The sequence below is a fragment of the Variovorax pasteuri genome, from assembly GCF_051216435.1.
In the GTDB taxonomy this organism is placed as follows: Bacteria; Pseudomonadota; Gammaproteobacteria; order Burkholderiales; family Burkholderiaceae_C; genus Variovorax.
Map to the genome: position 1 here is coordinate 97,362 of NZ_JBPJZS010000009.1, position 13,832 is coordinate 111,193.

Genomic DNA, 13,832 nt, shown 5'->3' on the forward strand with positions numbered 1-13,832 from the left:
GGCGCAGGCGACGCGCTGCGGCGCATGAAGCGCGTCGCGCTCGGCCTGCTGTGCGGTGCCGCGCTGCTCTATGCGGTGGCCAGCGTGCTGCATGCGCAGCACCCGGCCTGGGTGTCCCCGGGCTATGTGGCGGCCTTCGCCGAGGCCGCGATGGTCGGCGCCATTGCCGACTGGTTCGCGGTGGTGGCGCTGTTTCGCCATCCGCTGGGCCTGAAGATTCCGCACACGGCCATCATCCCCAGCAACAAGGACCGCATCGGCGCCAAGCTCGCGGGCTTCATCTGCGACAACTTCCTGAGCACCGCGCAGGTGCTGGGCAAGGTGCGCCAGTTCGACGCGGCCGGGCGCATCGCCGACTGGCTGGCCCGCCCGGCCAGCGGAGAGAAGCTGGGCGAATGGGGCGTGGCCGCCGCGCGCTACGGCCTGACGGCCTTCGACGACGAACGGGTGCGCGCCTTCATGGGCCGCGCCGCGGCGGCGGGCCTGGAGAAGATCGACCTCTCGCGCCTGACCGGCCAAGCGCTGGATGCGCTCACGGCCGGCGGGCGCCACCAGGCGCTGCTCGACGACGTGCTGCAGCAGGTGGCCGGCCTGCTCGAGGGCGACGAACTGCAGGCGCACATCACCGAGGCCATCGCGCGCGAGATCAAGACGCTGCGCTACGTGGGCCTGGACCAGGTGGCGGCCAAGCTGGCCACGCGCAAGATCGTGGCGGCCGTGGCGCACACCCTCGGCGAGCTGGCGGCCGAGCCCGACCACCCGATGCGCAAGCGCTTCGACCACTTCGTCGACGACTTCGTGGTGCGCCTGAAGCTGGACCCCGAATTCCAGCGGCGCGGCGAGCAGATTCGCGCCGAGCTCATCGCGCACCCTGCCCTGGGCGACTACCTGCACGGCCTCTGGGGCGAGCTGCTGGCGTGGCTGCACGACGACCTGGGCCGCCACGACTCGACCATCCGCCAGCGCATCGCGTCGATGGCCGGCGCGCTGGGCACGCGGCTGCAGGGCGACGAGGCCATTCGCCGCTGGATCAACGAGCAGATCGAGGCCGCCGCGCCGCTGGCCATCGAGCGCTACCGAGAGGACATCCGCCGCTACATCGAGGAGCGCGTGGGCGAGTGGAACGCGCAGGAAATGACCGTCGAACTCGAGCGCCACATCGGGCGCGACCTGCAGTTCATCCGCATCAACGGCACGCTGGTGGGCGGGCTGGTGGGGCTGCTGATCCACACGGTCACGCAGCTGCTGCGCGGCTGAGCGCGATTCCCCCGGGCGGGTAAGCCCCAGCGGACGAAAGTCCGCACCGTGTCCCCGGAGAGACTCCGCGGCCCCGGCGGCCTCCTAGACTGCTCGCGCCATCACAAGAGGAGACAAACCCATGCCCCGTCGTTCGTCCGGCGTTTTTCGCGCCGCCGCGCTGGCCGCCACCTTGGCCCTGCTGGGCGCCTGCAGCACGCTGGCCCCGCCTTCCTTCACCTCGTCCGCCGAGCCGCTCACCACCCGGCCTGCACGGCCCGTGTCGTGGGCCGCACCCGAAGCGCTGGTCGCGCCTTCCGCCTTCGCCGGCGTGCACGGCCTGGCCATCGACGCCAAGGGCCGCCTGCTGGCGGGCTCGGTGCTGGGCAACATGCTGTGGGAGGTCGACCGCACCACCGGCGCGGCCAAGGTGCTGGTCGACGCGCCCGAAGGCCAGGCCGACGACATCGCGGTGGGCCCCCGGGGCGAGCTGGCCTGGACCAACTACCTCATGGGCATGCTGCGCTACCGCGAGAACGACACCGCCGCGCTGCAGGTGCTCGCCAAGGACCTGCCCGGCCTGAACTCGCTGGACTTCGACCGCCGCAGCGGCAAGCTCTATGCCTCGCAGGTGTTCCTGGGCGACGCGCTCTGGGAAATCGACCGCACGGGCCAGAAGCCGCCACGGCTCATCAAGAAGGACATGGGCGGCTTCAACGGCTTCGAGGTCGGGCCCGACGGCCTGCTCTACGGGCCGCTGTGGTTCAAGGGGCAGGTCGTGAAGATAGACCCCGCGAACGGCGACATGACCGTGATTGCCGACGGCTTCAAGATCCCGGCCGCCGCCAACCTGGACGGCAAGGGCAACCTCTGGGTGGCCGATGCGCGCAGCGGCGAGCTGGTGCGGGTCGATCTTGCAAGCGGCAAGAAGACTGTCGCCAGGCAACTGCGGCCTTCGCTGGACAACCTCGCCATTGCACCGGACGGCACGATCTACGTGTCGAACATGGCCAACAACGAGGTGCTGGCCTTCAACCCCGCCACCGGGGACCTGCGCACGCTCACCAGCGGCAAGGTGGCGGTGCCGGCCGGCATGAAGATCGACGGCAACGACCTGTGGGTGGCCGACGTGTTCGGCTTCCGACAGGTCGACGTGCGCACGGGCGAGGTGCGCGACGTGTTCCGCATGCAGCGCGAGCCCGAGCTCGACTACCCGTTCGCGGTCGGCCTGTCGCCCAGGCTGTTCGCGCTGACCTCGTGGTTCACCGGCACGGTGCAGCTGGTGGACCGCCAGACGCTGAAGACCGTGGAAACCATCCACGGCCTGAAGGCGCCGTTCGACGCCATTCCCATGCCCGACGGCAGCGTGATCTACGCCGAAATCGCCACCGGCAGCATCACGCGCGCCAGCGGGCCGAAGTTCGCCCGGAAGTCGGTCATTGCCAGCGGCCTGAACGGGCCGGTGCAGATGGTCATCGGGCAGGACGGCGCGCTCTACGTGACCGAGGCGGCCGGCAAGCTGCTGCGCATTCCGCTGGACGCCAGCGCGCCGCTGCGCACCGTGGCCGACGGGCTGGCGCTGCCCGAAGGCGTGGCGCAAACGCCCTGGGGCAGCTTCATCGTGGCCGAGAGCGCGGCGCGCCGGCTGGTGGAGATCGACCCGGCCGACGGCAGCCGCCGCACCGTGGCCGAGAACCTGCCGATCGGCCTCGCGCCCGGCCCCGGGCTGCCGCCGCCGTACGTGGTGACCGGCGTGGCCGTGGGGCGCGACGGCACCATCTACATGGCGGCCGACCGCAACAATGCGATCTATCGGATTCGCGCCGTAAGGTAGCGTAACAAGAAGTGTAATTACCCGTTTACTTTTTAAAACAAACATTACAAACTGACCGGGACGTCTCGCGGCGTCCCGGTCCCATTCCGCTTTCGGGGGTTCGCGAGCCGTCCTTTCTTTCATCGAAAGGAACACGCATGACTCCGCTCGTCGCAGGCCAGCTGCTATTGCCCGAATATTCCCTGGGCATGGTGGCGCTCTCCTTCTTCATCTCGTTCGCCGGCTCGCTGGTGGCGCTCATATGCGCCGGGCGCATGGTCGGCGCGGACGGCAGGCCCGACCTTGCCGTCGTGGCCTGCGCCGCGGTGGCGCTGGGCGGCATCGGCATCTGGTCGATGCACTTCATCGGCATGCTGGCGTACCGGCTGCCGGTGGCCATTTCGTACAACGTGCCGCTCACGGCGGTGTCGCTGGTGGCGGCCGTGCTCATCTCCGGCATTGCGCTGTACATGGCCGGCGGCCGGCACCGGTTCAGCAAGTCGGGCTGGCTGGGCGGCAGCCTGCTCGCCGGGGCCGGCGCGTGCGTGATGCACTACATGGGCATGTTCGCAATGAACATGCGCGCCGAGATGGACTTCGACGTGGCGTGGGTCGCGCTGTCGGTGGTCATTGCCGTCAGCGCCGCCGCTGCCGCGCTGTGGCTGGCGTTCAACCTGCGCAAGTTCTCCCACAAGGCGGCGGCCGCCGCCGTGATGGGCGTGGCCGTGTGCACCATGCACTACGTGGGCATGAGTGCCGCCCGCATGGTCTGCACCGCCGCCGCGCCGGTCGACGCGCTGGCCATCGGCGGCAGTTCGATGGGCCTCATCGTGTTCGGCACGGCCGGCGCGGTGCTGATCTTCATCTACTGGGTGGTCACCGGCAGCAGCCTCGACACGACACCGGCGGCCGGCGTGCGGCGGCCCACGGCCCACTGACGCACCGGCGCCCTGGAGCGCCCACCAGCTAGTTGGCGCAAGCAGGGGCAGCGGGCCCCTCCTAAAGTCCGTACAGAGCGACAACAACGATCCGTACAGACCCCATGCCCGTCATCGAATCCCGGCTGCACGCGGCCAGCGACACCTTTCAGGCCAACCGCACCGGCATGCTCGCGCTGCTCGGCGAGGTGCGCGCGCACGAGGCCCGCGCCGCGGCGGCGTCCGGCGCATCGGCCGAGCGCTTTGCCAAGCGCGGCCAGTTGCTGCCGCGCGAGCGCATCGCGCTGCTGCTGGACACCGGCGCGCCCTTTCTCCCGCTGGCCTCGCTCGCCGGGCTGGGCCAGGACAACCCCGACCTGTCCAAGAGCGTGCCCGGCGGCGGCGTGATCGCAGGCATCGGCCGGGTGTCGGGCGTGCGCTGCATGGTGAGCGCGTCCGACTCGGGCATCGACGCCGGCGCGCTGCAGCCCATGGGCCTGGACAAGCAGCTGCGCGTGCAGGAGATCGCGCTCGAAAACAAGCTGCCCTACGTGCAGCTGGTGGAAAGCGCGGGCGCCAACCTCATGCAATACCGCGTGCAGGACTTCGTGCGCGGCGGCGGCATCTTTCGCAACCTGGCGCGCCTGTCGGCCGCCGGGCTGCCGGTGGTGACGGTGACGCACGGCTCATCGACCGCGGGGGGGGCCTACCAGACCGGCCTGTCCGACTACATCGTCATGGTGCGCGACCGCACGCGGGCCTTTCTGGCCGGGCCGCCGCTGCTGAAGGCCGCCACCGGCGAGATCGCGACCGAAGAAGAACTGGGCGGCGCGGTGATGCACACGCACATCTCCGGGCTGGGCGACTACCTGGCCGAAGACGACCGAGACGCCATCCGCATCGCGCGCTCCATCCTCGGCGGCATCGACTGGGCGCGCGAAGACAAGCCGCGCCCCTTCGCGCCGCCGCGCCACGACGCCGACGATCTGCTGGGCCTCATGCCCAGCGACGGCCGGCGGCCGGTGGACATGCGCGAGGTCATCGCGCGCATCGCCGACGGCTCCGAGTTCCTCGAGTTCAGCGAACACTACGGCAGCGCCACCGTCTGCGGCCACATCCGGCTCGAAGGGCACGCGGTGGGCCTCATCACCAACAACGGCCCCATCGACTCCGACGGCGCGACCAAGGCCACGCACTTCATCCAGGCCTGCTGCCAGTCGCGCACGCCCATCGTCTACCTGCAGAACATCACCGGCTACATGGTGGGCCGCGCGCACGAGGAGGCCGGCATCATCAAGCACGGCGCCAAGATGATCCAGGCCGTGACCAGCGCCACGGTGCCGCAGATCACGCTGCACTGCGGCGCCTCCTACGGGGCGGGCAACTACGGCATGTGCGGGCGCGGCTTTGCGCCGCGCTTCTGCTTCAGCTGGCCCAACGCGCGCACCGCGGTGATGGGCGGCGAGCAGGCCGCCAGGACCATGGCCATCGTGATGGAGGCCGGCATGGCACGCAAAGGCGCGGTCGACCACGCGAAGATCGACGCCATGCAGCAGCAGATCGTCGAGCGCTTCGACCGGCAGATGAGCGTGTTCACCACCAGCGCGCTGCTGCTGGACGACGGCGTGATCGACCCGCGCGACACGCGTGCCGTGCTGGCCGAGGTGCTGTCGGTCTGCCGCGATGCCGATGCGCGCGTGCCGCAAGCCATGCAGTTTTCGGTGGCGCGGCCATGAGCGAAGCGCCGGGCCGCCCCAGGCAAGCTCGCACCGCAGCGCGCAGCACGGAGGTTTTTCAGTGAGTGCCTTTCACAAGATCCTGATTGCGAACCGCGGAGAAATCGCAGTTCGCGTGATGCGCACGGCGCGCGCGATGGGCTACCGCACCGTGGCCGTGTATTCCAGCGCGGACGCCGACGCCGAACACGTGCGCCAGGCCGACCAGGCCGTGTGGATCGGCGAGTCGCTGCCCGCGCAGAGCTACCTGAACATCGCCGCCGTCGTCGGGGCCGCACGCACCAGCGGCGCGGACGCGGTGCACCCGGGCTACGGCTTCCTCGCGGAGAACGCCGAGTTCGCGCAGGCCTGCCGCGACGCGGGCCTGGTCTTCATCGGACCGTCGCCCGAGGCGATTCGCGCCATGGGCGACAAGGCCGGCGCCAAGCGCCTGATGCAGGCCGCGGGCGTGCCGTGCATTCCGGGCTACCAGGGAGACGACCAGGGCACGGAGCGGCTGGCCGCCGAAGCCGCGCGCATCGGCTGGCCCGTGATGATCAAGGCCACGGCCGGCGGCGGTGGGCGCGGCATGCGGCTCGTGGCATCTGCCGCGCAGTTCGACGAACTGCTGCGCAGCGCGCAGTCGGAAGCGCTCAACGCCTTCGGCGACGCGACCGTCATCCTGGAGCGCGCCATCGTCGCGCCGCGTCACATCGAGATCCAGGTGTTCGCCGACCGGCACGGCCACGCCATTCACCTGGGCGAGCGCGACTGCTCGGTGCAGCGCAGGCACCAGAAGGTGATCGAGGAAGCGCCCTCGCCCGCGGTGTCCGAGGCCTTGCGCGAGCGCATGGGTGCCACGGCCGTGGCGGCGGCGAAGGCCATTGCCTACGAAGGCGCGGGCACGCTTGAATTCTTGCTCGATGCCGAAGGCCAGTACTGGTTCATGGAAATGAACACGCGGCTGCAGGTGGAGCACCCGGTGACCGAGGCCGTGACCGGGCTCGACCTGGTCGAGTTGCAGTTGCGCGTGGCCGCCGGCGAACCGCTGCCACTGGCGCAGCAGGACGTGCGCATCACCGGCCAGGCGATCGAAGTGCGCCTGTGCGCCGAAGACCCGAACCAGGGCTTCATGCCGCAGAGCGGCACGCTCGCGGCGTGGCGGCCTTCGCCCGCGCTGCGCACGGAACACGCGCTGCGCGACGGCGCGGCCGTGCCGCCCTTCTACGACTCGATGATCGCCAAGCTGGTGGCGCACGGCCGCACGCGCGAGGAAGCCAGGCACCGGCTCATTGCGGGCCTGCAGGACACGGTGGCGCTCGGCATCGCGACCAACCAGCCACTGCTGCAGCGCGCGCTGTCGCACGAAGTGTTCGCCAGCGGCGCGGCGACGACGGCCTTCATTGCAGATCACTCGCGCGCGTTGCTCGCGCCCGATGCCCCGGCCGACACGCAGGCCGCGCTGCTCGCGGCCCTGCTGTTGCAACTCGGCGAGCGCGGCTGGCCGTCGCCGCTGGCGCACACGCTGCCCAATGCCTTGCGCTTTGCGCTCGACGGCGCGGTGCACACGGCCCGAGTGACGCCGCGCGGCAAGGGCGCCTTCGATGTGGTGCTGGACGACCAGGCGCCCGCGCAGATCGCGCTGGTGGCCTTGCAGGACGACGGCACGCTGCGCTTTTCGTGCGGCGGACTGGCCGAGCAGGCGCTGGTGGTGCGCGAGGCCGGCCGCGTCTTCTTCCATTTCCGTGGCCGCGCGTTCCGGCTCGACAACCTCACGCACGTGGCCGTGGCACGCGCCGCAGATGCCGGCCGCGACGGCCTGCTGCGCGCTTCCATGAACGGCCGCGTCATCGCGCTGCTGGTGGCCGAAGGCGATGCGGTCGCCGCGGGCCAGCCGCTCGTCACGCTGGAGGCGATGAAGATGGAGCACGTGCACTGCGCACCGCGCGCCGGACGCGTCGCGCTGCACGTCGCGGTCGGCGCGCAGGTGGCCGCGCGGCATGTGGTGGCCGAGGTCGTCGGCGCATGACGCACCGCAAGACAAGTTTCCGAAAGTCCTTCGCATGAACGCCTCTTCTTCCCGCTACCGCTCCGTCTTCACCCCCGGCCTGTTCGACGGGCAGGTCATCGTCGTCACCGGCGGCGGCTCCGGCATCGGCCGCTGCACCGCGCACGAACTCGCGGCGCTGGGCGCGCACGTGGTGCTGGTGGGCCGCAAACAGGAAAAACTCGACGCGGTGAGAGCCGAGATCGAGGCCGCCGGCGGCCATGCCAGCACGCAGGCCTTCGACATCCGCCAGGAAGACGCGGTGCGCGCGGCCATCGGCGCCGTCGTCGCCGCGCAGGGCCGCATCGACGGGCTCGTCAACAACGCGGGCGGCCAGTACATCACGCCGCTGGCCGCCATCTCGGCCAAGGGCTGGGAGGCGGTGATCCACACCAACCTCACGGGCGGCTTCCTGGTGGCCCGCGAGTGCTATGTGCAAAGCATGCAGGCGCACGGCGGCGCCATCGTCAACATCGTGGCCGACATCTGGGGCTCCATGCCAAACATGGGCCACAGCGGCGCGGCGCGCGCCGGCATGGTGAGCTTCACCGAGACGGCCGCCGCCGAATGGGCCGTGAGCGGCGTGCGCGTGAACGCGGTGGCGCCGGGCTATATCGCATCGAGCGGCATGGACCACTACCCGCCCGAGGCCGGCGACATGCTGCGCGCCATGCGCAAGACCCTGCCCGCGGGCCGCTTCGGCACCGAGGCCGAGACCTCCGCCGCCATCGCCTTCCTGCTGTGCCCCGCGGCCAGCTTCATCAGCGGCACCGTGCTGCGCGTGGACGGCGCGCGGCCGCAGGTGCGCATGGGCTGGCCGATGGAACTACCCGATGCCCAGGCGCGGCAGCGCGGCGCGGTGAAGCCCTTCGACGGCTTCCACCTGGCGCAGACGCCGCGTGTGTTCCAGGACGCGCAGGACAAGTGAAGAAAGAACGAACGGAGACAACCCCATGCAGTACACGCACGAGCACCTCGAGATCCAGAAGACCCTGCGCCGCTTCATCGACGAAGAGATCAATCCGCACGTGGACGAATGGGAAGCCGCCGAAATATTCCCCGCGCACGAGGTCTTCAAGAAGCTCGGCAACCTGGGCCTGCTGGGCCTGAACAAGCCCGAGGCCTTCGGCGGCGGCGGGCTCGACTACTCGTACGCCATGGCCATGGCAGAGGCGCTCGGCCACGTCAGCTGCGGCGGCGTGCCCATGGCCATCGGCGTGCAGACCGACATGTGCACGCCCGCGCTCGCGCGCTTCGGCAGCGACGAACTGCGCCGCGAGTTCCTGGCGCCCGCCATCGCGGGCGACATGGTCGGCTGCATCGGCGTGAGCGAGCCCGGCGCGGGCAGCGACGTGGCGGGCCTGAAGAGCCATGCGCGCAAGGACGGCGACGACTACCTCATCAGCGGCCAGAAGATGTGGATCACCAACAGCCTGCAGGCCGACTGGATGTGCATGCTGGTCAACACCGGCGACGGACCGGTGCACCGCAACAAGTCGCTCGTCATGGTGCCGATGGACAGCCCCGGCATCGAGAAGGCGAAGAAGATCCGCAAGATCGGCATGAACTCGAGCGACACCGGGCTCATCTACTTCGACAACGTGCGCGTGCCGCAGCGCTACCGCGTCGGCGAGGAGGGCCAGGGCTTCATCTACCAGATGCAGCAGTTCCAGGAAGAGCGGCTGTGGGCCGCGGCGAGCTCGCTCGAAGCGATGGAAGACTGCATCGCCCAGACCATCGAATGGGCGCAGCAGCGCCAGATGTTCGGCGGCACGCTGGCCGACCAGCAGTGGGTGCAGTTCAAGCTGGCCGAGCTGAAGACCGAAGTCGAAGCCCTGCGTGCCCTCGCCTACCGCGCCTGCGACCTGCATGTGCAGGGCGAGGACGTGCTGGAGCTCGCCTCGATGGCCAAGCTCAAGACCGGGCGCCTCACGCGGCAGGTGGCCGACACCTGCCTGCAGTTCTGGGGCGGCATGGGCTTCACCCTGGAAAACCGCGTGTCGCGCCTGTACCGCGACGGGCGGCTGGGCTCCATCGGCGGCGGCGCGGACGAGGTGATGCTGGGCATCCTCGCAAAGACCATGGGCATCGCCAAGCGGGCGCCGCGCGTTTGAAGACGCGGCCATGAACGCCGAACTGCAAGCCGACCGCGCCGCGCTCGCCGACACGGTGCGGCGTTTCGCCGAAACCGAGATCGCGCCGCACGTGCAGGCATGGGACGACGCGGGCGAGTTTCCGCGCGCGCTCTACACGCGCGCCGCCGAGCTCGGCTTGCTGGGCCTGAGCTATCCCGAGGAACTGGGCGGCACGCCCGCCTCGTATTCGCTGAAGCTGCCTGCATGGATCGCGCTCGCGCGCCATGGACGCAGCGGCGGTGTGCTCGCCAGCCTGTTCTCGCACAACATCGGCCTGCCGCCCGTGGTGCTGCACGGCAGCGAGGCGGTGCGCCGGGAGGTGGTGCCGCCGGTGCTGCGCGGCGAGAAGATCGCGGCCTTGGCCATCACCGAGCCCGGCGGCGGCTCCGACGTGGCGGCGCTGCGCACCACCGCACGGCGCGAGGGCAACGACTACGTCGTGAACGGCGAGAAGACCTTCATCACCTCGGGCATGCGCGCCGACTGGATCACCGTGGCCGTGCGCACCGGCGAAGGCCGCGGCGCGGGCGGCATCTCGATGCTGCTGGTGCCGGGCGACACGCCGGGCCTCTCGCGCACGCGCCTGGCGAAGATGGGCTGGCTGTGCTCCGACACCGCCACGCTGCACTTCGACAACGTGCGCGTGCCGGCGCGCTACCTGCTGGGGGACGAAGGCGCGGGCTTCCGCATGGTCATGGGCAACTTCAACGGCGAGCGCATCGGGCTGGCCGCCGGGGCGCTCGGCTTCGCGCAGGCCTGCCTCGACGAAGCACTGGCCTGGTCGCGTGAGCGCAAGACCTTCGGCACCGCGCTCATCGAACACCAGGCCGTGCGCCACAAGCTGGTGGACATGCAGATGCGCATCGCCTCCACCGAAGCATGGATCGAGGCCGTGTCGGCCGAGGGCGATGCGCTCGAGGCGGCCGGCCGCTTCAATGCGCCCGAGTGGGTGGCGCAGATCTGCATGCTGAAGAACCACGCGACGCAGACCATGCAGTTCTGCGCCGACCAGGCGGTGCAGATCCTGGGCGGCATGGGCTTCATGCGCGGCACCGTCAGCGAGCGCATCTACCGCGAGGTGAAGGTCATGATGATCGGCGGCGGGGCGGAGGAGATCATGAAGGAGCTGGCGGCCAGGCAGATGGGCTGGTGAGCGGCCAGGCCGGGCGCACCGCAGACCGATCGCACGCCAGCGGAAAACTGTTCTTCACCGGCGAGGCTGCCGGTGCATGGCGTTCTGCGCCGCGCCTGCTTAGCATCGAGCGGCCACCCACAGCAGGAGCCCCGTGTGATCTTCGTCTTCCATCTTCTCGACAAACCCGGTTCGGCCGCGTTGCGCACCGCGGTGCGCCCGGAGCACAAGGCCTACCTGGCGCAGGTGGCCGACCGCATGGCCTTCGCCGGCCCGCTGCTGGCCGACGACGGAAAGACGATGGTGGGCAGCCTGCTGGCCATCGAATTCGTCAGCCGCGCGGCTGCCGAGCAATGGCAGGCGAACGAGCCTTTCACGCGCGCCGGGCTCTATGCCAGCAATTCGAGCTCGGTCCTGGCCTTCACCAACCTGTGGCCGCAGAAGGCCGGCTTTGCGCCGGCCGAATGAGCGAGCGCGCTGCCTCCATGGTCAAGCACATCGTGATGTGGAACCTGCGCGGCGACACGCCGGAAGAAAAGGCGCAGGCCTGCCAGCTGCTCAAGCGCAAGTTCGAGTCGCTGCGCGGGCAGGTGCCGGGCCTGCGGCACCTGGAAGTGGGCGTCGATTCAAGCGGCGTGGGCTACGCCTGCGACGTGGTGCTCTACAGCGAGTTCGACAGCCAGGCCGCGCTCGACGGCTACGCCACGCACCCCGCGCACCTGCGCATTCGCGAAGAGCTGGGCGAGCTGCGCATTGCGCGGCACCAGGTGGACTACACGGCAGGTTGATCCGAGGCGGGTCGACCGGCGCCGGAGCGCGCCTGCGCCACGCAGAAGCTGCGCACCAGTTGCAGCGCTGGCGCCTCGGTGCGGCCTTCGAGCGTGACGAAAGCGAACTGCGCGCTCAGCCCCGCCGCGGGATGCACCTTCAACTCGGCCAGCTCGCCGCTGTCCTGCAGCGCACGCGTGGCCGCCAGTACGCCCAGCAAGATGGCGTCGGTGTTGCGCACAGCGCCGATCAGCGCGCCGATGTCTTCCGATGACACGTGCAGCCAGCGCTGCGGGCTGGCGTCGCTGCCGTAGCGCGCCACCAGCGTGCGTGCCACGTCGTCGCTGACCATCGTCGAGATCACCGGGTAGCGCGTGAGCGCGTCGAAGCGCACGGGCTTGCGGCGACCCTGCTCGAGCAGCGGATGGTCGCGCCGGCAGACGAAGCCCGAACGCATGGTCGGAAGCACCTCGATGTGCAGGTCTTCGCGCGGCGGCACCGCACGGTAGGTGAGCACCAGCGCGTCGAGCGTGCGCGCACGCAGCGCCGCCAGCTGAAGCTCAGGGCTGCCGCCGTGCAGCTGCAGGCCCACGCGTGGATGGTTGCGCAGCATCTCGATCAGCAAGGGCCCCGAGAACAACGCGCCGGGCGCCGCGCCGAGCCCCAGCCTCACCGAGCCCGCCTGTCCGTCGGCCAGCAGCGCGGCGGCGCGCTTGAGTTCGTGCGCTTCCGTGGAGATGCGCTTGGCGCGCGCCAGCACCATCGCGCCGAAGGGTGTGAGCTCGTTGCGCTTGCCAATGCGGTCAACGAGCTGCATGCCCAGTTCCTGCTCGAGCATCTGAATGCTTCGGCTGAGCGCCGGCTGCGTGAGGTGCACCTTCTCTGAAGCACGGCTGAAGGAGCCGGTTTCCGCGAGCGCGAGCAGATGGTCGAGTTGCTGGAGGTTCATGGCGGGCGGCGAGTTGTCGTATGCATGAGTAGTGCGCATGGTAATGACAAAAACAATGCATTGGACGGATGAAAGAACGATTCCTAGCATCCAGCGCATACCACTCAAGACCCAGGAATTCCCCATGAAACGGTTCGCTCGATGGCTCTGCGCGCTCGCTTTTCTAGGCTGCGCAACGACAGGGACGGCGCAGGCGCAGACGGCCACCTTCCCCTCGAAGGTGGTCACGCTGTTGGTTCCCTACCCGGCCGGCGCGGCCAGCGACTTCACAGCGCGGGCGCTGAGCGAGCCCCTCGCCAAGGCGCTCGGCGGCCCGGTGATCGTGGAGAACATCGGCGGCGCGACCGGCGCCATCGCCGCGGCCAAGGTGCTCGCCGCGCCGGCCGACGGCCACTACCTGTTCCAGGGCTCGCCCAACGAACTGATCCTGTCGGGGCTGGTGAACAGGAGCACGCGCTACAAGCCCGAAGACTTCCAGTGGATCGCGCCGGTGGCGACCTCGCCGCTGGTGCTGGTGGTCAACAGCAAGCTGCCGGTGCACACGCTCGACGAGTTCGTGGCGCTGGCGCGCACCCGCAAAGACGCCCCCTTGAGCTACGGCACGCCGGGCGCGGGCACGCTGTACCACCTGCTGGGCGAGCTCTTCACCAAGCGCACTGGCGCGGCACTCACGCACGTGCCCTACAAAGGCGGCGCGCCGATCATCCAGGACTTGCTCGGCGGGCAGATCGACTTCGCGTTCATGCCCTACCAGGCCTTCTATGTGGACTACGTGAACCAGGGCCGCCTGCGCCTCGTCGGCTCGCTCTCGCCGGGCAAGCGCCTGCCCGCGCCCTTCGACACGCTGCAGACCAGCGCGCAGAGCAAGGAGATGAAGGAGTTCGACTTCGGCATCTGGACCTCGTACATGGTGCGCAAGGGCACGCCACAGCCAGTGGCCGAGCGGCTGAACGCCGCGATTGCAGCAGCGCTGAAGAACCCGCATGCGCGCGCGCAGCTGGAGTCGCAGGCCAAGACGGTCTTCGAGCCGATGAGCCTGGAGGTGGGCGAAAAGTTCTACGCGAACGAGGCCGCGCGCTACCGCGAGCTGGTCAAGACCATCGGCTACGAGTCGCCCTGA

At 69.8% G+C, this 13,832-nt stretch carries 12 protein-coding genes; 11 read left to right on the top strand and 1 reads right to left on the bottom strand.

Going from position 1 to position 13,832, the window contains the following annotated elements:
* Positions 1-24: 24 nt before the first annotated feature.
* The 10 genes from ACSFBM_RS27115 to ACSFBM_RS27160 all read left to right on the top strand — a co-directional run bounded on the left by ACSFBM_RS27115 (position 25) and on the right by ACSFBM_RS27160 (position 11,783).
* Positions 25-1,257: a DUF445 domain-containing protein gene (locus ACSFBM_RS27115; protein WP_435487178.1), complete on the top strand. Its 1,233-nt coding sequence runs from the start codon at positions 25-27 to the stop codon at positions 1,255-1,257.
* Between the two features lie 121 nt (positions 1,258-1,378).
* Positions 1,379-3,070: a Vgb family protein gene (locus ACSFBM_RS27120; protein ID WP_435487179.1), complete on the top strand. Its 1,692-nt coding sequence runs from the start codon at positions 1,379-1,381 to the stop codon at positions 3,068-3,070.
* A gap of 137 nt (positions 3,071-3,207) precedes the next feature.
* The gene (locus tag ACSFBM_RS27125; RefSeq protein WP_435487180.1) at positions 3,208-3,987 is read left to right on the top strand and encodes an MHYT domain-containing protein; all 780 of its coding nucleotides are present in this window, start codon (positions 3,208-3,210) and stop codon (positions 3,985-3,987) included.
* Positions 3,988-4,091: 104 nt separating this feature from the next.
* On the top strand, positions 4,092-5,702 hold the full coding sequence (locus ACSFBM_RS27130; protein ID WP_435487181.1) for an acyl-CoA carboxylase subunit beta: 1,611 nt from the start codon (positions 4,092-4,094) through the stop codon (positions 5,700-5,702).
* 118 nt (positions 5,703-5,820) lie between these two features.
* Complete coding sequence (locus tag ACSFBM_RS27135; protein WP_435487312.1) at positions 5,821-7,710, top strand: acetyl/propionyl/methylcrotonyl-CoA carboxylase subunit alpha; 1,890 nt, start codon at positions 5,821-5,823, stop codon at positions 7,708-7,710.
* 34 nt (positions 7,711-7,744) lie between these two features.
* The gene (locus ACSFBM_RS27140) at positions 7,745-8,656 is read left to right on the top strand and encodes an SDR family oxidoreductase (RefSeq protein WP_435487182.1); all 912 of its coding nucleotides are present in this window, start codon (positions 7,745-7,747) and stop codon (positions 8,654-8,656) included.
* Between the two features lie 25 nt (positions 8,657-8,681).
* Entirely contained in the window at positions 8,682-9,842 is a 1,161-nt protein-coding gene (locus tag ACSFBM_RS27145) for an acyl-CoA dehydrogenase family protein (protein ID WP_435487183.1), read from the top strand.
* 10 nt (positions 9,843-9,852) lie between these two features.
* Positions 9,853-11,016: an acyl-CoA dehydrogenase family protein gene (locus tag ACSFBM_RS27150; RefSeq protein ID WP_435487184.1), complete on the top strand. Its 1,164-nt coding sequence runs from the start codon at positions 9,853-9,855 to the stop codon at positions 11,014-11,016.
* A 135-nt stretch (positions 11,017-11,151) separates the two neighbouring features.
* The gene (locus ACSFBM_RS27155; protein WP_435487185.1) at positions 11,152-11,463 is read left to right on the top strand and encodes a YciI family protein; all 312 of its coding nucleotides are present in this window, start codon (positions 11,152-11,154) and stop codon (positions 11,461-11,463) included.
* Between the two features lie 17 nt (positions 11,464-11,480).
* A complete protein-coding gene (locus ACSFBM_RS27160; RefSeq protein WP_435487313.1) occupies positions 11,481-11,783 on the top strand; it encodes a Dabb family protein in 303 nt (100 codons plus the stop codon).
* Here ACSFBM_RS27160 and ACSFBM_RS27165 read toward each other — a convergent pair.
* The gene (locus ACSFBM_RS27165) at positions 11,768-12,712 is read right to left on the bottom strand and encodes a LysR family transcriptional regulator (protein ID WP_435487186.1); all 945 of its coding nucleotides are present in this window, start codon (positions 12,710-12,712) and stop codon (positions 11,768-11,770) included. The two genes, ACSFBM_RS27160 and ACSFBM_RS27165, sit on opposite strands and share 16 nt — an antisense overlap.
* 124 nt (positions 12,713-12,836) lie before the next feature.
* Between ACSFBM_RS27165 and ACSFBM_RS27170 the strand changes: the two genes are divergently transcribed.
* Positions 12,837-13,832 carry a Bug family tripartite tricarboxylate transporter substrate binding protein gene (locus tag ACSFBM_RS27170; protein ID WP_435487187.1) on the top strand — a complete coding sequence of 332 codons (996 nt, stop codon included), beginning with the start codon at positions 12,837-12,839 and terminating at the stop codon, positions 13,830-13,832.